This is a genomic window from Streptomyces sp. NPDC048275 (genome assembly GCF_040652275.1).
Classification (GTDB): domain Bacteria; phylum Actinomycetota; class Actinomycetes; order Streptomycetales; family Streptomycetaceae; genus Streptomyces.
The window spans coordinates 19,319-39,646 of the sequence record NZ_JBEZLR010000043.1 but is presented as its reverse complement, the minus strand read 5'-3'; the positions used below and the strand labels follow the sequence as shown (position 1 = coordinate 39,646).

At 69.8% G+C, this 20,328-nt stretch carries 20 protein-coding genes; 10 read left to right on the top strand and 10 right to left on the bottom strand.

All coding sequences use genetic code 11. The features are described 5' to 3' along the window. Nucleotides 1-40: 40 nt before the first annotated feature. The 3 genes from AB0D57_RS24645 to AB0D57_RS24635 all read left to right on the top strand — a co-directional run bounded on the left by AB0D57_RS24645 (nucleotide 41) and on the right by AB0D57_RS24635 (nucleotide 3,357). Nucleotides 41-472: a helix-turn-helix domain-containing protein gene (locus tag AB0D57_RS24645; RefSeq protein WP_362076788.1), complete on the top strand. Its 432-nt coding sequence runs from the start codon at nucleotides 41-43 to the stop codon at nucleotides 470-472. A gap of 171 nt (nucleotides 473-643) precedes the next feature. Beyond that, nucleotides 644-826 carry a hypothetical protein gene (locus AB0D57_RS24640; RefSeq protein WP_362076785.1) on the top strand — a complete coding sequence of 61 codons (183 nt, stop codon included), beginning with the start codon at nucleotides 644-646 and terminating at the stop codon, nucleotides 824-826. After that, a complete protein-coding gene (locus AB0D57_RS24635) occupies nucleotides 823-3,357 on the top strand; it encodes an FtsX-like permease family protein (protein WP_362076782.1) in 2,535 nt (844 codons plus the stop codon). The genes AB0D57_RS24640 and AB0D57_RS24635 overlap by 4 nt, the downstream gene beginning before the upstream one ends. A gap of 78 nt (nucleotides 3,358-3,435) precedes the next feature. Here AB0D57_RS24635 and AB0D57_RS24630 read toward each other — a convergent pair whose 3' ends face one another. The 7 genes from AB0D57_RS24630 to AB0D57_RS24600 all read right to left on the bottom strand — a co-directional run bounded on the left by AB0D57_RS24630 (nucleotide 3,436) and on the right by AB0D57_RS24600 (nucleotide 10,093). Beyond that, a complete protein-coding gene (locus AB0D57_RS24630; protein ID WP_362076861.1) occupies nucleotides 3,436-3,840 on the bottom strand; it encodes a rhodanese-like domain-containing protein in 405 nt (134 codons plus the stop codon). Further along, nucleotides 3,831-4,379, bottom strand: coding sequence for a cysteine dioxygenase (locus AB0D57_RS24625; RefSeq protein ID WP_362076779.1), 549 nt, complete (start codon nucleotides 4,377-4,379; stop codon nucleotides 3,831-3,833). The genes AB0D57_RS24630 and AB0D57_RS24625 overlap by 10 nt, the downstream gene beginning before the upstream one ends. A 326-nt stretch (nucleotides 4,380-4,705) precedes the next feature. Continuing rightward, nucleotides 4,706-6,490 carry an FAD-dependent monooxygenase gene (locus tag AB0D57_RS24620; RefSeq protein WP_362076776.1) on the bottom strand — a complete coding sequence of 595 codons (1,785 nt, stop codon included), beginning with the start codon at nucleotides 6,488-6,490 and terminating at the stop codon, nucleotides 4,706-4,708. A gap of 221 nt (nucleotides 6,491-6,711) precedes the next feature. After that, nucleotides 6,712-7,608 carry an amino acid ABC transporter permease gene (locus tag AB0D57_RS24615; protein ID WP_362076773.1) on the bottom strand — a complete coding sequence of 299 codons (897 nt, stop codon included), beginning with the start codon at nucleotides 7,606-7,608 and terminating at the stop codon, nucleotides 6,712-6,714. Further along, nucleotides 7,605-8,273, bottom strand: a complete 669-nt coding sequence (locus AB0D57_RS24610; protein WP_362076770.1) for an amino acid ABC transporter permease — start codon at nucleotides 8,271-8,273, stop codon at nucleotides 7,605-7,607. Before AB0D57_RS24610 ends, AB0D57_RS24615 begins: the two co-directional genes overlap by 4 nt. Nucleotides 8,274-8,388: 115 nt before the next feature. Then, a complete protein-coding gene (locus tag AB0D57_RS24605) occupies nucleotides 8,389-9,234 on the bottom strand; it encodes a glutamate ABC transporter substrate-binding protein (protein WP_362076767.1) in 846 nt (281 codons plus the stop codon). A gap of 82 nt (nucleotides 9,235-9,316) precedes the next feature. Then, nucleotides 9,317-10,093, bottom strand: a complete 777-nt coding sequence (locus tag AB0D57_RS24600) for an amino acid ABC transporter ATP-binding protein (RefSeq protein WP_362076764.1) — start codon at nucleotides 10,091-10,093, stop codon at nucleotides 9,317-9,319. 283 nt (nucleotides 10,094-10,376) lie between these two features. Between AB0D57_RS24600 and AB0D57_RS24595 the strand changes: the two genes are divergently transcribed. Next, entirely contained in the window at nucleotides 10,377-11,063 is a 687-nt protein-coding gene (locus tag AB0D57_RS24595) for a response regulator transcription factor (protein WP_362076761.1), read from the top strand. Between the two features lie 9 nt (nucleotides 11,064-11,072). Then, nucleotides 11,073-12,479: a HAMP domain-containing sensor histidine kinase gene (locus tag AB0D57_RS24590; RefSeq protein WP_362076758.1), complete on the top strand. Its 1,407-nt coding sequence runs from the start codon at nucleotides 11,073-11,075 to the stop codon at nucleotides 12,477-12,479. 21 nt (nucleotides 12,480-12,500) lie between these two features. On the opposite strand, the gene AB0D57_RS24585 is transcribed toward AB0D57_RS24590, so the two are convergent. Further along, nucleotides 12,501-13,499: a TAXI family TRAP transporter solute-binding subunit gene (locus AB0D57_RS24585; RefSeq protein ID WP_362076755.1), complete on the bottom strand. Its 999-nt coding sequence runs from the start codon at nucleotides 13,497-13,499 to the stop codon at nucleotides 12,501-12,503. 96 nt (nucleotides 13,500-13,595) lie between these two features. Between AB0D57_RS24585 and AB0D57_RS24580 the strand changes: the two genes are divergently transcribed. Further along, on the top strand, nucleotides 13,596-14,033 hold the full coding sequence (locus AB0D57_RS24580) for a MazG nucleotide pyrophosphohydrolase domain-containing protein (RefSeq protein ID WP_362076752.1): 438 nt from the start codon (nucleotides 13,596-13,598) through the stop codon (nucleotides 14,031-14,033). A gap of 33 nt (nucleotides 14,034-14,066) precedes the next feature. On the opposite strand, the gene AB0D57_RS24575 is transcribed toward AB0D57_RS24580, so the two are convergent. Together AB0D57_RS24575 and AB0D57_RS24570 are read right to left on the bottom strand one after the other, a co-directional pair. Further along, entirely contained in the window at nucleotides 14,067-15,356 is a 1,290-nt protein-coding gene (locus AB0D57_RS24575) for a cation:proton antiporter (RefSeq protein ID WP_362076749.1), read from the bottom strand. Nucleotides 15,357-15,360: 4 nt separating this feature from the next. After that, a complete protein-coding gene (locus AB0D57_RS24570) occupies nucleotides 15,361-15,846 on the bottom strand; it encodes a TrkA C-terminal domain-containing protein (RefSeq protein WP_362076746.1) in 486 nt (161 codons plus the stop codon). 230 nt (nucleotides 15,847-16,076) lie between these two features. Here AB0D57_RS24570 and AB0D57_RS24565 point away from each other — a divergent pair, with 230 nt between their 5' ends. The 4 genes from AB0D57_RS24565 to AB0D57_RS24550 all read left to right on the top strand — a co-directional run bounded on the left by AB0D57_RS24565 (nucleotide 16,077) and on the right by AB0D57_RS24550 (nucleotide 20,226). Further along, on the top strand, nucleotides 16,077-17,102 hold the full coding sequence (locus AB0D57_RS24565) for a HAMP domain-containing sensor histidine kinase (RefSeq protein ID WP_362076858.1): 1,026 nt from the start codon (nucleotides 16,077-16,079) through the stop codon (nucleotides 17,100-17,102). Next, nucleotides 17,099-17,767, top strand: coding sequence for a response regulator transcription factor (locus AB0D57_RS24560; protein ID WP_362076743.1), 669 nt, complete (start codon nucleotides 17,099-17,101; stop codon nucleotides 17,765-17,767). Before AB0D57_RS24565 ends, AB0D57_RS24560 begins: the two co-directional genes overlap by 4 nt. 119 nt (nucleotides 17,768-17,886) lie before the next feature. After that, nucleotides 17,887-19,407: a tRNA (N6-isopentenyl adenosine(37)-C2)-methylthiotransferase MiaB gene (gene miaB, locus AB0D57_RS24555; protein ID WP_362076740.1), complete on the top strand. Its 1,521-nt coding sequence runs from the start codon at nucleotides 17,887-17,889 to the stop codon at nucleotides 19,405-19,407. 99 nt (nucleotides 19,408-19,506) lie between these two features. After that, a complete protein-coding gene (locus AB0D57_RS24550) occupies nucleotides 19,507-20,226 on the top strand; it encodes a class III extradiol dioxygenase subunit B-like domain-containing protein (RefSeq protein ID WP_362076737.1) in 720 nt (239 codons plus the stop codon). The last annotated feature ends 102 nt before the right edge of the window (nucleotides 20,227-20,328 follow it).

The following is a 20,328-nucleotide window of genomic DNA, read 5'->3' as shown; positions in this document are numbered from 1 at the left end:
CGCAATGCACAAGTACCTGTGCACAGACGACTGTGTACGCATGGCACAGGAACCCGGCGCGACAGACCTCCCGGTGAGGCGAACCGCGGAGACGACCTCGCACACCCCCACCGAGCTCTCCGACCTCGCCACGCTCAAGGCCCTCGCGCAGCCCCGTCGGCAGCGTGTGCTTCAGCACCTCACCGTGCACGGCCCCGCCACCTCGGCGACGCTGGCCCGGGCACTCGGGCTCAACACCGGAGCCACCAGTTACCACCTGCGCGAGCTCGCGCGGTACGGCCTCGTGGAAGAACTGGCGGAGCAGGCCAAGGAAAGCGGCCACGGCCGGGAACGCTGGTGGCGGGCCGTCCCCGGCGACCGGCGCTTCCCGCCGCGCAGCCGCCAGAGCCCCGAGATGCGGCTCGTCATGGACGAGCTGAACCACCACGCGTACGCCGCCGACCTCGAACTCTTCGAGCAGATGCAGCTGTAGACGCAGCTTCAGGGGGCCGCGGACGGTGACCCTTGGTCCGACGCCTTCCCTTACTCGCGCGGAAGCATCCGGCTGACCCTCCCCGAACTCCGCGCGTTCTTCGAGGAGTACATCGCGCTGATCAACCGCTTCAAGCGCCCCGAGGCCGACACCCCGCCCGGCGCCCGCACCGTGCTCACCCGGTTCCTCGCCTTCCCGGCCCCTGACGCCACGCCCGGAAGCAACCCGGCGCCCGACGACACCGATGAACTGCGCGGCGACACCGACGAACACACCGACGAATTGCCCCACGACGCCAAGGGGCTGCCCCATGGCGGACCTTCCCACAACGCAACGGAGAGCGGCCCCTCATGATGCTGCGTTATGCCCTGCAGACCGTCCGAGCCCGCAAAGGCGGCTTCCTGGGCGCCTTCCTCGCCCTGATGTGCGCGGCCGCTCTGATCACCGCCTGCGGCACCCTCCTCGAAACGGGCCTGCGTGGCACGATCGCCACCGAGCGGTATGCCGCGACCCCCGTGGTGGTCTCCGCCGACCAGAACGTTCACCAGACCACCGTCAAGCACAAGAAGGGCAAGACCAAGGTCAAACACAAGGCCAAGCCGATCGCCGAACGGGCCTGGCTCCCCGACGACCTCGCCGCCAAGCTCCGCCGGGCGCCCGGAGTGCGCGAAGTCATCCCCGAACTGACCTTTCTGGCCGAGCCGTTGACACCCGGGGGAACCGTCGACAAGGACCGGCCCGGCTATGGCCATGCCTGGGACTCCGCCGCGCTGACCCCGTACACGCTCACCGCAGGCGTCGCGCCCAAGGACGACGGCGATCTTGTCGTCGACCGTTACCTCGCCGAACGCGCCCACCTGAAGACGGGCGACCGCCTCACCGTTCAGTCGACGCAGAGCCCGCGCACCTACCGCGTGACCGGAATCGCCGCGCCCGCCCAGGACATGCGCCACCAGACCTCCCTCTTCTTCTCCACCCAGGAGGCCCGTCGCCTCGCCGCCCACCCCGGACAGGTCACCGCATTCGGGGTGCTGCCCGCCGAGGGGACGGACACGGCCGGGCTCAAGCAGGCCGTCGCCAAGGCATTGCACGGGACGACCGCGCAGGTCAGCGCCGGTGACGGCCGAGGACCGGTGGAGTTCCTGGACGCGGCCACCGCGCGTACGAAGCTGGTCAGCATGGGAGGCGCGATGGGCGGCACGTCCTTGCTCGTGGCCGTCCTCGTGGTCGTCGGCACCTTCGCGCTGTCCGTGCAGCAGCGCCATCGCGAACTCGCCCTGCTGCGCGCCATCGCCGCGACATCGGGCCAGATACGCAAACTCCTCGGCCGTGAGGCGCTGATCGTCGGGGCGGCCGCCGGCATGACAGGGGCGCTCGCCGGGCTGCCGCTGGGCAGTTGGCTGCACAGCCGGTTCGTGGCCATGGGCGCCGTCCCAGCCACGCTTCAGCACACCGTCAGCGTCTTCCCGCTGTTCGCGGCGGTCTCCGCGACGCTCCTCGGAGCCTGGGCCGCCGCGCGTATCTCGTCCCGCCGGATCGCCCGGATTCGCCCGGCCGAGGCGCTCACCGAAGCCAGGGCCGAACGCATCCGTCCGGCCTGGGGACGGATCCTCGCGGGTCTCGTCCTGCTCGCCGGTGGCGCCGTCCTCGTCGCCGTGCTCAGCGTCCTGCGCACCGAGCCCGCCTCAACCCCGGTGACCTTCCTGGCCGTCGTGGTCCTCGCCGCAGCGGTCGCGCTGCTCGGCCCGCTGCTGGTCGGGGCAGCCGCTGCCGTCCTCGGGGGTCCGCTGCGGCTGATCGGTCCCGGAGGTCGGCTGGCGCGCGCCAACCTGCGCGGGCATGCCGCCCGGATGGCTTCCGTCGTCACTCCCCTCACCCTTCTCATCGGCATGACCTGCACGGTTCTCTTCGTCCAGCCGACCCTGGGCAACGCGGCCCGGGCCCAGGCCCGCGAGGGCGTCCGCGCCGACTGGGTGCTGGCCGCCCAGGGCCCCGGCGTACCGGCCGAGGCCGCACGGCAGCTGCGTACGCACCACGACACCGCCACCGAAGTGGTCCGTACGACCGTCCGCGTGGGCCTCGACAAATACGCGGCCCAGGGCGTCACGCCCCGGGGCCTCACCCGCACCTGGGACCCGGACGTCACGGCCGGCTCCCTGGAGAGGCTCGCCGAAGACACCGTCGCCATCAGTGAACTGGCCGCCGACCAACTCCACCTGAAGCCCGGCAGCACCCTGAAGCTCACGCTCGGCGACGGCACGCCCGCCACACTCACCGTCGTCGCCGTCTATGCCAAGGGCCTCGGCTTCGGCGATCTCACCTTCTCCCACGACCTGGTCGCACGCCATGTGGACAACCCACTCGCCTTCACCGTCCTTGTCAGTACCACCCGTACACAGACAGAACTCGCGGCTACCCTCCGTGAGTTCCCGGGCGTCCACGTCCTCGCGCCGGCCACAGCCGACTCGATCCAGGCGGAACGGCAGCAGGCGAACGCCGAGGTCAACTACCTCGCCATGGGGCTGGTCCTGGCCTTCACCGCCATCGCCGTCGTCAACACGCTGGCCATGTCGGTCTCGGAGCGGGTCCGCGAGTTCGCGCTGCTCCGCCTCGCCGGGGCGACCCGTCGACAGGTGCTCGGAATGCTGCGCACGGAGGCGCTCTCGGTCCTCCTGCTCGCGACCGCGCTCGGCAGCGGAATCGCACTCGCCGTCCTGACCGCCTTCAGCGTCGGCATGACGGGAAGCGCGGCTCCGTCGGTCACGCCCCTGGTGTACGGCACCGTGGTCGCGACGGCCGGCCTGCTCGCCCTCGTTGCCACCGCACTGCCGGGCAGGGTGGCCTTGAGGGTGCGCCCCGTCACGGCGGCCACGGCCAAGGAGTGAGGGTCAGTGCGTAAGCGGTAAGGGCCGATACGCAAGAGTGGGCGCCCCTTACAACAGGGGGCGCCCACCCTCGCGTACTTACTGGACGGTCACCGGGAACCCCGCCGCCTTCCACGCCTGGAATCCTCCGACCAGGTCGGTCGCCCGGTGCAGCCCCAACTGCTGCAGGGACACGGCCGCGAGGCTGGACGCGTATCCCTCGTTGCAGATCACCACGACCCTGAGATCGTGGCTCGTGGCCTCGGGGGAGCGGTGGCTGCCCTGCGGGTCGAGCCGCCACTCCAGTTCGTTGCGCTCGACGACGAGGGCGCCGGGGATCAGCCCGTCGCGCTCGCGCAGGGCGGCGTACCGGATGTCGACCAGAAGGGCTTCGCCCGACTGTGCGGCTTCGTACGCCTCCGTGGCCTCCACCCGGTCGAGGCCCTCGCGGACCCGTTCCAGCAACTCGTCGATTCCCACTGGGCGTCGGCTGCTCACTGCCAGTCCTCCGGACGCTCGACCTGCTCGAGGCGCAGCACCTGCCCCGTACGGCTGTAGCGACGGATCCGGGGCAGGGGCGGGTAGTACGCGTGGACGGAGATCGCGTGCTCCTCGGTGGACTCGTTGAGCACCTCGTGCACATGGTGGCGGCCGAAGGAGCGGCCCTTGCCGGCAGACAGTCGCCGTTCGCGGTCGACGTCCTCGGTGAGTTCGAGGGTCTTCCAGCCGTCGGTGGGCAGTCGAGCGGCGAGCGAGTACTCCTTGAGTTCGCCCGACGCGGTGAGGAAGGCGCCGACCGAGTCCGCGTGGTCGTGCCAGCCGGTTCCCGTGCCGGGCGGCCAGCCGATGAGCCAGGCCTCACTGCCGCCGGGACCCTCGAGGCGTACCCAGGTACGGCCCTCGGGGTCGAGCGGGAGCGAGGCGATCAGCTCGGTGTCGGCGGCCGTACGGCGCACGAAGTCGAGCAGATCGGCCTGCGTGGGGGCCTGAACCGGCGCGGAGAGGGAAGCGGGGAGGGAAGGGGAGGAGGGGGACACAGACACGGGTACCGTCCTGAGCGTTCGCGTGGGAGCGTGCGGCAGCGGATGAGCGGCGCGCGCGGAGGAAAGAAATGCGAATTCAGCAGGACGGACGACACAGGCAGCCTGGATAGCGGACGAGGTCCAAATGGACCTTCCGCCACAGGTGCACACAAGTGTCGGTCACGATCCGGAGTAGACCATGCCGGTGCAGGCCGGTCAACTGGCAGTCACTATATGGACCACACGGTGACCGAGCAGGCACCAGGCGGTCCGACGGCCCGAAGGTCACTGTGGATCAGCGAATGGATCAGTGAATCAGCGGATCAGTGGGCCGGTGGGCCATTGGGTCAGCTGGTACTCGCCGCGGCCTCCTCCTTCTCCGCTCGCGCCCGCTCCGCCTGCGCGGGGCCGCCCAAGGTCGCCTCGGCCGCCGCGTAGAGGTCGGCAGGGCGCACCCCGCTGAGCGCGGTGACCAGGTGGCCGTCGGGGCGGATCAGCAGCACGGTGTGCGGGGCGGCGCCCGGGTAGCTCTCCGCGACCAGGAGCTCGGCGGGATGCGGCAGCGCTGTCACGGCAGCCGCGAGCCGGGGCATGATCCCGGCCGTCACCCAGTGCTTCCGCTCCCACACGCCCGTACCCGGTGCGATCAGTACGACGAGCAGCACCCCGCGCCCGAGCCGTTCCCGCAGCCGTACGAACGAGCCGTCCTCCGCGGTCACCCGCACATCGGCGACCTGCGCACCGGGCGTCGTGTCCACAGGGGCCTGCGACTCGGCGTGCGGAGGCGCGAGCGGCGAATCGGTGTACGCCCCCGGCGCGCCCAGCGGGCCGCGCCCCAGATGACCGTCGGTGAGCAGCGCGTCGTGGCCGCGGGCCGATCCGGGGACGTACGAGCGCAGGCCTCCGCCGCCGCGCAGCAGCGGCAGCGCCTGGTCGGCGGCGCGCAGCCGGGCGGTGACGATGCCGCGCCGCTCCACCTGGTAGCTGTCGAGCAGCGCCTCGTGCGGGCCGTGGTGCCAGGCCAGCGCCAGCTTCCAGGCGAGGTTGTCGGCGTCCCGCAGACCTTCGTCCAGGCCCTGGGTGCCGAGCGCGCCGAGCAGATGCGCGGCGTCCCCGGCCAGGAAGACGCGGCCGACCCGCCACCGGCGGGCGAGGCGGTGGTGGACGGTGTGGACCCCGGTGTCGAGCAGTTCGTACGGAGGTGTGGACCCGCCGCTCCAGCCCGCGAGAGTTTCCCGGATGCGCGCCACCAGCAGGTCGGGTGTGACCAGGTCCTTGCCGGGCGGCAGCAGCCAGTCCAGCCGCCACACGTCCTCGGCGAGGGGACGTGCGGTCACCTCCCCGGCCGAGGGGCCCGACGCCCGCCACGGCGGCATCCGGTGCAACAACGCTTGGCCCGGCCAGGGAAGTTCCGTACGCAGCGCCGCCACGGCGTGTCGCTCGACGGCAGTACGTCCCGGGAAGCGGATGTCCTGGAGCTTGCGCACGGTCGAGCGCGGTCCGTCGCAGCCGACGAGGTAACTGCCGCGCCACCAGGTGCCCTTGGGGTCGCGGGTGTGCGCGGTGACGCCCGAGGTCTCCTGCTCGATCGAGTCGACGCGGCTGTGCACGGCGACCTTGATCAGCCGCTGGTGGGTGATGGCCTCGCGCAGGGCCGCGGTCAGCGTGTGCTGGGCGAGGTGCAGCGGGGCGGGCACGTCGGCGCCTTCGGAATCCTGCGCGCCGCCTCCCAAGCCGTGTGCGCCGCTTCCCGAGCCGTGCGCGGCACCCCCCGAGCCGTGCGCGTCAGCACCGAGCCCGCGACCGACGGTGTCGAGGCCGCGAGCCCCGGCATCCAGGCCCCGAGCGCCGGTGTCGGCCCCCTCCGCGTCGAACCCGATCTCGCGCATCACCTGCTTGCGCCGCATCGACCGCCATCCGGCCCAATGGAACCCGGCCTCGGAGAGGGGCAGTCCGGTCAGGCGCTCGACGAGCGCGGCCGTGTCCTCGCGCAGCACCACTGTCCGCGCGAGCCGCTGTTCGTCCTTGCTCGGCCCCTCGTCGAGGACCACGCAGGGTACTTCCTGGCGGGCCAGCGCCAGGGCGAGCGTGAGCCCCACGGGCCCCGCTCCGACGATGATCACCGGGTCCACGGCGCGCGGCCCCCTGCCCGGAGCGGTGTCCTGAGGGACGTAGGGGAACAGGCAGATGGGGCGGGGTGCGCGATCACAGAACGTATGCAACCCATTGCCAGTGCTTGCGTCAAGCGACGGGGGCAGTGGCGGTCACGCCACTGCCCCCGGTTGCTCATATCTCGTCAGTTCTTAGGCCAAAAAGCCCTCTTGATCAGAGCTTCTTGGTTACAGCTTCTTGGTCACGGCGTCTTGATCACGTCGGTGTGCTCGCCAGGAGCGGCGAGTTCGGCGACGGCATCCACGCCGACGACCGCACCGGTGGACTTCTTGCTGCGGCGCAGCCTGTTCTCCAGCCAGCTCGCGAAGCTGGTGAGGAGGAAGTTCAGCACGATGTAGATGACGGCCACCACGATGAAGCTCGCGACGACGTTGGCGTAGTTGGCCGCGAGCGTGCTGCGCGAGTTGAGCAGCTCGGTGAAGTTGAGCATCACGCCGCCCAGTGCGGTGTCCTTCACGATGACGACGAGCTGGCTGACGATGGCCGGCAGCATCACGGTGACGGCCTGCGGAAGCAGGATGCTCGACATCGTCTGACCCTTGCGCAGACCGACCGCGTAGGCGGCCTCCGTCTGGCCCTTGGGCAGCGCGAGGATGCCGGCCCGTACGACCTCGGCGAGGACCGAGGCGTTGTAGAGCACCAGGCCGGTGACGACCGCGTAGAGGGGCCGGTCCTCGCTGCTGATGTCCGTGGAGCGGACGTAGAACTCGAACGCGAACAGCATCATCAGCAGCACCGGGATCGACCGGAAGAACTCGACCACCGCAGCGGCCGGAATGCGGACCCACCGGTGGTCGGACAGGCGTGCGATGCCGAACAAGGCGCCCAGGGGAAGGGCGATGACCATGGCGAGTGCCGCGGCCTTCAGCGTGTTGCCGAGGCCAGGCAGCAGGTAGGTCGTCCAGGCCTGGGATGTGGTGAACGGCTCCCACAGGGCCCATTTCAGCTGTCCCTTGTTGTCCATCGTCCGCCAGATCCACCACAGGAACAGGGCGAGCAGGACGAAGAAGACCACAGAGAAGATCAGATTGCGCCGCTTGGCCCGGGGGCCTGGGGCGTCGTAGAGAACGGAGGTCACCGCTTCACCGCCAGTCGCTTGCTCAGCCAGCCGAGGAGGAGGCCGGTGGGCAGGGTCAGAACCACGAACCCGAACGCGAAGACGGCGCCGATGGCCAGCGTCTGGGCCTCGTTCTCGATCATCTTCTTCATCAGGCTGGCTGCTTCGGCCACGCTGATGGCGGCTGCCACCGTGGTGTTCTTGGTCAGTGCGATCAATACGTTGGCCAGCGGGGCGATGACCGAACGGAAGGCCTGCGGCAGCACGATGAGCCACAGTGTTTGGCTGAAGCTCAGCCCGATGGCGCGTGCCGCCTCCGCCTGCCCGACGGGCACGGTGTTGATGCCGGAGCGCAGCGACTCGCAGACGAAGGCCGCGTGGTAGGCGACGAGGCTGAGCACCGCCAGCCGGAAACCCTGGAGCGGGAAGTCGTCGGACGCTCCCATCGTCATGCCGAAGATGTCGGCGAGGCCGAGTGAGCTGAAGACGATGATGACCGTCAGGGGGATGTTCCGGACGATGTTCACATAGGCGGTGCCGAATCCGCGCATGAGCGGGACCGGGCTGACCCGCATTCCGGCCAGCAGGGTGCCCAGGACGAGGGAGCCGAGGGCGGAGAGGGCGGTGAGTTTCACCGTCATCCAGAACGCCGCTAGGACGTCGTAGCCTTCAAGAAAGTCGAACACGATCTCCCGCGCTTCCGGGTGTGTGGGGTACGTGAAGGACGCGGCGCGCCGCCGCCGTGATCGCGGCGGGCGGCGGCGTGCCTGCGAAGTCCTGCGTTACGTGCGGATCTCCGCGTCAGCTGACGATGTCGCCGATCTTCGGGGCGGGCTCGTTCTTGTAGTTCGCGGGACCGAAGTTCGCTTCGACAGCCTTCTGCCAGGAGCCGTCGCTGACCATCTTCTCCAGGGCGGTGTTGACGTCGTTCAGGGTCGTCGTGTCGCCCTTCTTGACGCCGATGCCGTAGTTCTCGTTGCTCAGCTTGAGTCCGGCGAGCTTGAACTGGCCCTTGTACTTGTCCTGGGCGGCGAAGCCCGCGAGGATCGAGTCGTCGGTGGTCAGCGCGTCCACGGAGCCGCTCTGCAGGCCGGCGAGGCACTCCGAGTAGCCTGCGTTCTCACGCAGGTTGGCCTTCGGGGCGATCTCCTCCTTGACGTTCTGTGCCGAGGTCGAGCCGACCACGGAGCAGAGGTTCTTGCCGTTGAGGTCGGTGCCCTTGGCGATGTCGGAGTCCGCCTTGACGAGCAGGTCCTGGTGGGCCAGCAGGTAGGGGCCGGCGAAGTCGACCTTCTGCTTGCGCTCGTCGTTGATCGAGTACGTCGCCGCGATGAGTTTCACGTCGCCGCGGGCGAGTGCGTTCTCACGGTCGGCGCTCTTGGTCTCGACGAACTCGATCTGGTCAGGCTTGTAGCCGAGTTCCTTGGCCACGTAGGTCGCCACGTCCACGTCGAAGCCGGAGAAGGAACCGTCGGGCTCCTTCAGACCGAGTCCGGGCTGGTCGTACTTGATGCCAATCTTGATCGTCTTGCTGTCGCCGGAGGCGGAGGAGTCGCTGTCGTTCTTGTCCTCGGAGCCGCACGCCGTGGCGGTGAGGGCGAGTGCGAGGACGGCGGCCGAGGCTGCGGTGACCTTGCGGAGCTTCATGGTGAACATCCTTTGAGTGGTGAAGAGATGCGGGTCTTCAGTGGTGACCTTCAGTGATGAAGAAATGAAGAGACGCGGGCCGTCAGTGGTGAAGGATCTTCGACAAGAAGTCCTTGGCGCGGTCACTGCGGGGATTGCTGAAGAACTGATCCGGCACGGCCTCTTCGACGATGCGGCCGTCGGCCATGAAGACCACCCGGTTGGCAGCCGAGCGAGCGAAGCCCATCTCATGGGTGACCACGACCATGGTCATGCCGTCGCGCGCGAGTTGCTGCATGACCTCGAGGACCTCGTTGATCATCTCGGGGTCGAGTGCCGAGGTCGGCTCGTCGAAGAGCATGACCTTGGGGTTCATCGCCAGCGCCCGCGCGATCGCGACCCGCTGCTGCTGGCCGCCCGACAACTGCGCGGGGTACTTGTCCGCCTGCGTGCCGACGCCCACGCGGTCGAGCAGTCCGCGGGCGTTCTCCTCCGCCACCTTCTTGTCGGTCTTGCGGACCTTGATCTGGCCCAGCATCACATTCTCGAGCACCGTCTTGTGCGCGAAGAGGTTGAAGGACTGGAAGACCATGCCCACATCGGCCCGCAGCCGGGCCAGTGCCTTGCCCTCATGGGGCAGCGGCTTGCCGTCGATCGTGATGTCGCCCGAATCGATCGTCTCCAGGCGGTTGATGGTGCGGCACAGGGTGGACTTCCCGGACCCGGAGGGCCCGATGACCACGACGACCTCGCCACGGGCGATCGTCAGGTCGATGTCCTGGAGCACGTGCAACGCGCCGAAGTGCTTGTTGACGCTCTTCAGGACGACCAGGTCCTCGGTCGCGGCCACGGCATCCTTGGCCACCGATACTTCGGTCATCGCTCTTGGGCTCCGTCCTCCTCGGTTTCGGAGGACAGTAGTGAGCCGCTACGACCAACGTCATTACATCTGAGGGTAACTTGAGCATCACGATCCGGTAGCAACCGGACATGAGTCGTAGCACTCGTACGCAACCGCGTACCGGCTGGGTAACGGAAGCCCTCCGCAACCCGAAGTCCCTTGACGCCGTCCTTGTCCATCGGCGTGACTTCCATGGTGCACGCGCGCGTGCCTGCGTTCTACAAGCCGAAACGGTATGACCGATGAACCGGAGGGGGCCGGAATGAGACTGCTCCTCGTCGAGGACGACAACCATGTCGCCGCCGCCCTGTCCGCGGTGCTGGCGCGACACGGCTTCGACGTCACGCATGCCCGCAGCGGCGAGGAGGCCTTGCAGGCGCTGGTCCCGGAGAGCGACGGCTTCGGCGTCGTCCTGCTCGACCTGGGCCTGCCCGACCAGGACGGCTACGAGGTCTGCGGCAAGATCCGCAAGCGCACCAGCACCCCGGTGATCATGGTCACGGCCCGTGCCGACGTACGCTCTCGGATCCATGGCCTCAACCTCGGTGCCGACGACTACGTGGTGAAGCCCTACGACACCGGGGAACTGCTCGCCCGTATCCACGCCGTCAGCCGGCGCAGCGTCCCCGACGACATCGCGGTACCCGGCGAGAACGCACTGCGGCTCGGGCCGGTCCGCATCGAACTGCCCACCCGCCAGGTCAGCGTGGACGGTTCGGTCGTCCAACTGACCCGTAAGGAGTTCGACCTTCTCGCGCTGCTCGCCCAGCGGCCCGGAGTGGTGTTCCGCCGGGAGCAGATCATCAGCGAGGTGTGGCGCACCAGTTGGGAGGGGACCGGACGCACCCTGGAGGTGCACGTCGCCTCCCTGCGCTCCAAGCTGCGCATGCCGGCGCTGATCGAGACCGTGCGCGGCGTCGGGTACCGGCTCGTCGCCCCCGCGGCGTAGCGTGCACCGGTGCGCACCCGTCTGCTTCCCCTGCTCATCGTCCTGATGGCCGCCGTGCTGCTCGCGCTCGGTATCCCGCTCGCCGTCAGCTTCGCGGCCGCCGAGCAGCAGCGTGTGGTCGTCGACCGCATCGACGACACGGTGCGCTTCTCCGCCCTCGCCCAGTTCGTCACCGACCGGCCGAGCGGCTCCCGGGTGGGCACCACGGACGAACGCCGCGAAACCCTGCGCAAGGAACTCGCTGCGTACCACGACGTGTACGGCATCCGGGCCGGCGTCTTCTACCGCAACCTCGACCCGATGGCCAACGCGCCGGAGAACTGGTACCTGCCCGAGGGGGGCGAGGGGCGCGAGGCCTTCAACGAGGCGCTCCTGGGCCGCCGCAGCCATGACCCCGAGCAGGTCTGGCCCTGGCAGCGCCACCGGCTCGTCGTCGCGTCCCCGGTCATCAGGGACGGTGACGTCATCGCCGTGGTGGTCACCGACTCGCCCACCGGTCAGATGCGTTCGAAGATCCTGCGCGGCTGGGTGATCATCGGTGCGGGCGAGGTCGCCGCGATGCTCCTCGCCCTCGGCGCCGCGCTGCGCCTGACCGGCTGGGTGCTCAGGCCCGTACGGGTCCTCGACGCCACGACCCACGACATCGCGACCGGACGCCTCAATGCCCGGGTCGCGGTCGCCGGAGGTCCGCCGGAACTCAGGCGTCTGGCCCGGTCGTTCAATGAGATGGCGGACAACGTCGAGGATGTCCTGGAGCAGCAGCGTGCCTTCGTCGCCGACGCCTCGCACCAGTTGCGCAACCCGCTCTCGGCGCTGCTGCTGCGCATCGAACTGCTCGCTCTCGAACTGCCGGAGGACAATGAGGAGATCGCCTCGGTCCGCACCGAGGGCAAGCGTCTCGCCCAGGTCTTGGACGACCTGCTCGACCTCGCGCTCGCCGAGCACGCCGAAGCGGACCTGCGGCTCACCGACATCGGCGAGCTGACGGCCGAGCGCGTCGCCTCCTGGTCACCCCTCGCCGGCAGCAAGGGCGTACGACTGGCCGGGACCTGCCCGGCCACCACCGCCTGGGCCGACCCGATCACGCTGTCCAGCGCCCTGGACGCGGTGATTGACAACGCGCTGAAGTTCACGCCGGAGGGGGAGGGCGTAGAGGTGGAGGTCTCGTCGAACGGCGAGGTCTCGACGGTCGTCGTCACCGACCGCGGGCCCGGTCTCAGCGACGAGGAGCTGGCCCGCATCGGCGACCGCTTCTGGCGCAGCGCCGGGCACCAGAACATCAAGGGCTCGGGCCTCGGCCTGTCCATCTCCCGGGCGCTGCTCTCGGCAGGAGGCGGCTCCATCACGTACGCGCATCACGAGCCGCACGGGCTGCGGGTGACGGTGACGGTGCCGAGGTCGAGGCCCGGCTCCTGAGCGGGAGTGGTCCGGCCAGTGCTACGGCTTGACCGAGCGGTAGTAGCGCCGCGCACCCTCGTGCAGTTGCAGCGGGTCCGTATAGATGGCCGTCCGCAGGTCCACCAGCTGAGCCGCGTGCACCTGGGCGCCGATGCGGTCACGGCTGTTGATCACGGTGTGGGTGAGTTCCTCGGTGAGCCCCGGGTCCGAGTCCTCGCGGGTGATCAGGAAGTTCGCCACCGCCAGCGTCTGCACGGACGAGCCCTGCTGCGCCTCGGGATAGGCGTCGGCGGGCATCACCGCGGCCCGGTAGTAGCGGGAGGCGCCGCCCTGCTCGTGCAGCTTCGCGATCAGGTCGCTGCCGATCGCCACCAGCCGGATGTCGGACCTCTCCGAGAGCTTCTGGACGGCGCTCGTCGGCAGACCGCCGGACCAGAAGAAGGCGTCGATCTTGTGTTGTCGGAGCAGGTCGGGCATGGTTCCGATGCCGTCCGGGACCGGCGAGATGTCCTTCTGCGGGTCGAGCCCGGCTGCCTCGAGCACATGGTCCGCTATCAGCCTCACCCCGGAACCGTCCGGCCCCACGGCGACTTTCTTGCCCTTCAGATCCGCCACGGACTGCACGGACGAGGAGCGCGGGACCACCAGGTGCACGTAGTCGTCGTACAGCCGCGCGCAGCCGCGCAGCTGGTCCGCTCCGGGCTTGTTCTTCAGGATGTACGTCTCCACCGCGTCCGCCGCCGCGATGGTGAAGTCGGCCTGTCCCGTGGCCACCCGTCGTACGTTCTCCTGTGAACCGTCGCTGTTGAGCAGCTGTACATCCAGGCGCGGCATGTCGTTCGCGATCGCGGCCTGCAGGAGCGTGCCGTACTTCTGGTAGACCCCGGTCGGTGTGCCCGTGCTGAACGTGATCGTCCCGTCCGGCGACTCCTCGCCCAGCGGCAGCAGCCACCACAGCAGCAGCCCGAACACCACGAACGCGGCCGCCGAGCCGAACAGCGCGCGGCGCTTGCCGATACGGGGGAGTGCCTGGAACATGCGCGCGATCCTGCCAGCCCGGACGCCGTCCTGACCAGGGCCGGGCACGCGGGCCGGGCTCACGAGGGAATGGGATCGGGTCGGTAGGGTCGGCGGATGCAGTCTTCTCCCGCTTCCGTTTCTGCCGCTCCCCTTTCTCCCGCTTCCCTGGTCCGCGAGTTCCACCGCGCCTTCGGCCTTGACACCCGCAGCACTCCGACGGAAGTCTCGCCGGACCTTGCCGCCCACCGCGGCGAACTGCTCGCCGAGGAGGCCGCCGAAGTCGCCGAGGTCTCGATCACGGGCCCACTCGACCGGCTCGCGCACGAGCTGGCCGATGTCGTGTACGTGGCGTACGGCACCGCGCTCGTCCATGGCATCGACCTCGACGCGGTGATCGCCGAGGTCCACCGGTCCAACATGACGAAGCTGGGCCCCGACGGCAGCGTCGCCCGGCGGGCCGACGGCAAGGTCCTCAAGGGGGAGAGCTATCGGGCTCCGGATGTGGCGGAGGTTCTGCGGAGGCAGGGATGGAGGGAGGTGGCGGACGCGTAGATCCGTTCCGCTCTCCGCCGGATGCAGGTTTGCTCAGTCGCTGACGGCTGTCTGTTGCCGTGCCGCTCCACCCGATTCCGGGTCCCGTTCCGTTTCCGCTTTTGTTTCCGTTTCCGTCTGGGTTTCTGTCGGTCGTGCCGCGGCGCTCCGGCGTTCGGGATGGCCGGCGAACCTGGTGGTGAGCCTGGTGGCCAGGGGCTGGGTGTAGCGGGCGGTGAGCGGGCCGACGACCACCAGGATCAGCACGTACGCCGTGGCCAGCGGACCGAGCGAGGGCTCGATGCCGGCAGTGACCGCGAGTCCGGCGATGACGATGGAGAACTCGCCCCGCGCGACCAGCGCTCCGCCCGCCCGCCACCGGCCGTTGACGGAGATGCCGGCCCGACGCGCGGCCCAGTATCCGGTCGCGATCTTCGTCAGGGCCGTGACGGTGGCCAGCGCGAGCGCGGGCAACAGCACGGGCGGGATGCTCGCCGGGTCGGTGTGCAGCCCGAAGAAGACGAAGAAGATGGCCGCGAACAGGTCCCGCAGCGGGCTGAGCAGCGTGTGCGCGCCCTCCGCGACCTCACCGGACAGGGCGATACCGACCAGGAACGCGCCGACGGCGGCGGATACTTGGAGCTGCTGCGCGAGGCCGGCGACCAGGATCGTCAATCCGAGCACGACCAGCAGCAGCTTCTCGGGGTCGTCGCTGGAGACGAAGCGGGAGATGACGCGGCCGTAGCGGAGGGCCACGAACAGGACCAGTCCCGCGGCTCCCAGGGCGATCGCCAGCGTCACACTGCCCGCGGCCAGCCCGACCCCGGCCACCAGCGCGGTGACGATGGGCAGGTAGACCGCCATCGCCAGGTCCTCCAGGACGAGGATGCTGAGGATGACGGGTGTCTCGCGGTTGCCGACCCGGCCCAGGTCGCCCAGGACTTTGGCGATGACACCGGAGGACGAGATCCAGGTGACGCCCGCCAGGACCACGGCGGCGACCGGCCCCCAGCCGAGCAGCAGCGCGGCGGCCGCGCCCGGCAGGGCGTTGAGGGTGAAGTCGACCAGGCCCGACGGATAGTGGGCCTTGAGGTTGGAGACCAGATCGCTGGCCGTGTACTCCAGGCCGAGCATCAACAGCAGCAGGATGACGCCGATCTCGGCGCCGGTGGCGATGAACTCCTCGCTCGCGCCGAGCGGGAGCAGTCCGCCCTCGCCGAAGGCGAGACCGGCCAGCAGATAGAGCGGGATCGGGGAGAACCGCAGCCGGGCGGCCGCCCGGCCGAGCAGGCCGAGACTGAGGATGATGGCGCCGAACTCGATCAGCAGAACCGCGGAGTGCACGTGCTCACTCCCGTCCGAGTATCGCCGCGGCGCCGTCGACGCCTTCGCGGGTGCCGACGACGATCAGCGTGTCCCCGCCTGCCAGCCGGAAGTCCGGGGTGGGGGAGGGGATCGCCTCGGCGCGGCGCAGCACCGCCACGACGGAGGCACCGGTCTCGGTCCGCATCCGGGTGTCCCCGAGCACCCGGCCGTTCCAGTGCGACGTCGCGGCGACTTCGACGCGCTCGGCGATCAGCCCGAGATCCGTGGTGTACAGCAGACTCGGACTGTGGTGGGAGGGCTTCAGCGCGTCGATCAGCGAGGCCGCCTCGCCACTCGTCAGTCGCAGCGACTGCGCACAGGAGTCGGGGTCGTCGGCCCGGTACACGCTCACCGTGCGGGCGCCGTCACGGTGTGCCACCACCGACAGGTGGCGCTGTTCGCGCGTCATGAGGTCGTACTGGACCCCGATGCCCGGCAGTGGCGTCGCCCGAAGGCGTGGAGCGGACATGATCTCCCCTTGCTGGTCGGCACGGCTGGTGTTGCTGGTCGGCACGTTGGTACGCGCAAAACGGTCATCCTGCCATCTCCACGTACCGTGGCGACATGGGTGCTGGCACGGATGGACAAGGCCGCTCGGCGGGCACGAAGCTGACCCGGCCTGCGGCGTGGCCGCAGGCCGGGAAGGACGGGGTGCCCGCTGCGGGGCGGGCGACGGCCGGAAGGGACGGACAGAGGAACGTGTCACTGTTCCGGCGGATCTTCCTGCTCAATGCCGCTGGTCTGACCATGGCGACCGCGTCGCTGCTGGGCCCGGTCACCGTGTCGACGCCGATACTGCCGGGCGAGGCGCTGGTCGTGGTCGCGGGGCTGGCGGTGTTGCTGGTCGTCAACGCGATCGTACTGCGGATCGGACTGGCTCCGCTCGGACGGCTGGGTCGCGCCATGGTCACCGCGGACCTGCTGCACCCAGGGGCCCGGGCGCCCGTCACCGGCCCCGCGGAAGTCGCCGAGCTGATCACGACGTACAACACGATGCTCGACCGGCTCGAGACCGAGCGCGCCACCAGTTCGGCCCGCGCGCTGTCCGCGCAGGAGAGCGAACGACGGCGTATCTCCCAGGAGCTCCATGATGAGGTGGGCCAGACCCTGACCGCCGTACTCCTGCAGCTCAAACGGGTCGCCGACCGGGTGCCCGGAGATCTGCGTGAAGAGGTGCGCCAGGCACAGGAGGCCACGCGTGGCAGCCTGGACGAGATCCGCCGCATCGCCCGCCGTCTGCGTCCGGGTGTCCTGGCGGAGCTCGGTCTGCACAGCGCGTTGCGTTCCCTGGCGGCCGAGTTCACCGGGCACGGGCTGTCCGTACGCCACCACCTCGACGGCGACCTGCCGCCGCTGACCGAGGAGACGGAACTCGTGGTCTACCGAGTGGCCCAGGAAGCGCTCACCAACACCGCACGGCATGCCGGCGCCGATCGCGCGGAGCTCCGGCTGCGGCGCGTCCCGGACGACCTCGAGGGTGCCGGTGGAGTGGGGGGCGTCGAACTGCTCGTACGCGACAACGGCAAGGGGCCCGGCCAGGTGCGGGAGGGGGCGGGGATCCGCGGCATGCGTGAACGGGCCCTGTTGATCGGCGCCGCGTTCTCGCTCGGGGCCGGGCCCGAGGCAGGAACCGACGTACGGCTGCGCATCACGACGACGACCGGCGGACCGTCGCGGCTCCCGTCGCAGCTCCACACCGACGCCGATTTCGGCGGGGACCGATGATGCCCGCGCCCGCCCGGCAACCCACTCGCGTCCTGCTCGCCGACGATCACACGCTCGTGCGCCGTGGGGTACGACTCATCCTGGACGGCGAACCCGACCTGAGCGTCGTGGCCGAGGCGAGCGACGGCGCCGAAGCCGTCGCCCGGGCCCGCGACACGGACGTGGACCTCGCCGTCCTCGACATCGCCATGCCCCGTATGACCGGACTGCAGGCGGCCCGAGAACTCTCCCGCCGCCTGCCCGACCTGCGCATCCTCATCCTGACGATGTACGACAACGAGCAGTACTTCTTCGAGGCGCTCAAGGCCGGTGCCTGCGGTTACGTCCTGAAGTCGGTCGCCGACCGCGACCTGGTCGAGGCGTGCCGGGCGGCCATGCGCGACGAACCGTTCATCTGTCCCGGCGCCGAGACCGCGCTCGTACGCAGCTATCTCGACCGCGTCCGGCGCGGCGAGGGACTGCCCGCGCGCGCCGTCACCGAGCGCGAGGAGGAGGTGCTCAAGCTCGTCGCCGAGGGCCATACGACGAAGGAAATCGGCGAGCTCCTCTTCATCAGCGCCAAGACCGTGGAGAGCCACCGGGCGAACCTCCTGCAGAAACTCGGCATGCGCGACCGCCTGGAACTCACCCGGTACGCGATCCGCGCGGGGCTCATCGAGCCGTGAAGGTCGGTCGTGATCTCCGCTTCGGCCATGGAGCCGATCTGGATCCAGGCCGGCGGCCCGGGTTCACGCGACTCCGTCGCCGTCGCGGGCGTACCTCGGGAACCGCCTACCCTTAGGGCATGAGCAGCAGCGACCGGAGCCAGGCAGTGGACGTCAATCGAAGCTATGAGATCCGCACCTATGGGTGCCAAATGAACGTCCACGACTCCGAACGGCTCTCGGGGCTCCTTGAGGACGCCGGCTATGTTCGCGCGCCCGAGGGCTCGGACGGTGACGCGGACGTCGTCGTCTTCAACACCTGCGCGGTACGGGAGAACGCCGACAACCGGCTGTACGGCAACCTCGGCCGGCTCGCTCCGATGAAGACGAAGCGCCCCGGGATGCAGATCGCGGTCGGTGGCTGTCTGGCGCAGAAGGACCGCGACACCATTGTGAAGAAGGCGCCCTGGGTGGACGTCGTCTTCGGCACGCACAACATCGGCAAGCTGCCGGTCCTCCTGGAGCGCGCCCGCGTGCAGGAAGAGGCGCAGGTCGAGATCGCCGAGTCGCTCGAGGCGTTCCCCTCCACGCTGCCCACGCGCCGCGAGAGCGCGTACGCGGCCTGGGTCTCCGTCTCCGTCGGCTGCAACAACACCTGCACCTTCTGCATCGTCCCGGCACTGCGTGGCAAGGAGAAGGACCGCAGGACGGGCGACATCCTGGCCGAGATCGAGGCGCTGGTCGGGGAGGGCGTCTCCGAGATCACGCTGCTCGGGCAGAACGTCAACGCGTACGGCAGCGACATCGGCGACCGCGAGGCGTTCAGCAAGCTGCTGCGGGCCTGCGGGCAGATCGACGGTCTGGAGCGGGTGCGCTTCACCTCGCCGCATCCGCGCGACTTCACGGACGACGTGATCGCGGCGATGGCCGAGACGCCGAACGTGATGCCGCAGCTGCACATGCCGCTGCAGTCCGGTTCGGACACCGTTCTGAAGGCGATGCGCCGCTCGTACCGGCAGGAGCGTTACCTGGGGATCATCGAGAAGGTGCGGGCCGCCATCCCGCACGCGGCGATCACCACCGACATCATCGTGGGCTTCCCGGGCGAGACCGAGGAGGACTTCGAGCAGACGATGCACGTCGTCCGTGAGGCGCGCTTCGCGCAGGCCTTCACCTTCCAGTACTCCAAGCGTCCCGGGACCCCCGCCGCCACCATGGAGAACCAGATCCCCAAGGAGATCGTCCAGGCGCGCTACGAGCGTCTGGTCGCCCTCCAGGAAGAGATCTCCTGGGACGAGAACAAGAAACAGGTCGGCCGCACCCTCGAGCTGATGGTCGCCGAGGGTGAGGGGCGCAAGGACGGCGCCACCCACCGCCTCTCGGGGCGCGCCCCCGACAACCGCCTGGTCCACTTCACCAAGCCCGAGCAGGAAGTGCGCCCCGGCGACGTTGTCACCGTCGAGATCACGTACGCCGCCCCGCACCACCTCCTCGCCGAGGGCGCCGTCCTGAAGGTGACCCGTACGCCCGCGGGAGACGCCTGGGAGAAGCGGAACGCCGCCGAGGCGGTCAAGCCGGCCGGCGTCATGCTCGGGCTGCCGAAGATCGGCGCCCCGGAGCCGCTGCCGGTGGCCACGGGCAGCGGGTGCGGCTGCGACTGACGTCGGCACGCGGCGGGACGGAGTGCAGGCCATCGCTCTCGCGGGATGTGCGGATCGAGGAATGACGCTCGACCGCCGCGCGGGGTTACGCTGCCGATCATGCTTGTCGCTGCCGCAGTCTGCCCCTGTCCGCCGCTGCTCGTCCCTGAGGTCGCCGCCGGCGCGGCGCCCGAAATGGCCGCCGCGCGTGCCGCGTGCGCGGACGCGCTGGGCGTGCTGGCCGCCTCGCGGCCCGACCTGCTGGTCGTTGTGGGGCCCGCCGAACAGAGCGGGCGCGGGCCGCACCCGGAGGGCACGCGAGGCTCGTTCCGAGGGTTCGGCGTCGATCTCGATGTGCGCCTCGGGGGAGACAAGGCGCGCGCGGGGGCGGCGGAGCGTGAGCTTCCGCCCTCGCTCGCCGTTGCCGCCTGGCTGCTGGGGCGCACGGACTGGTCCGACGCCCCGGTCGAAGGCCTCGGCGTGGGGGAACCTCTCGCGGCCGAGCGGTGTATTCAAGTCGGGAGGGAGATTGTCGCGCAGGCAGAGCGGGTGGCCCTGCTGGTGATGGGCGACGCAAGCGCTTGCCGGACGCTCAAGGCGCCCGGCTATCTCGACGAGCGCGCGGCAGGCTTCGACGCGGAGGTCGCGCGTGCGCTGGGCACGGCGGACGTGGCCGCCCTGAAGGCGCTGGACGCCGAGTTGGCGTACGAGCTGAAGGCCTCCGGCCGCGCGCCCTGGCAGATCCTCGCTGGTGCGGCCGAGGGCGCGAACCTGGGCGGTGCCCTGCTCTACGAGGACGCGCCCTACGGGGTGGGGTACATGGTGGCGGCCTGGTCGTAGGGCCCGCACCACGCAGGGCAACAGGACGGGGCGGTGCGCGTACGCGGCGGACGGCCGCGAGCCGTGGTTGCTCCGTAGCCGTCCGCCGATGTGTTGCGCTGC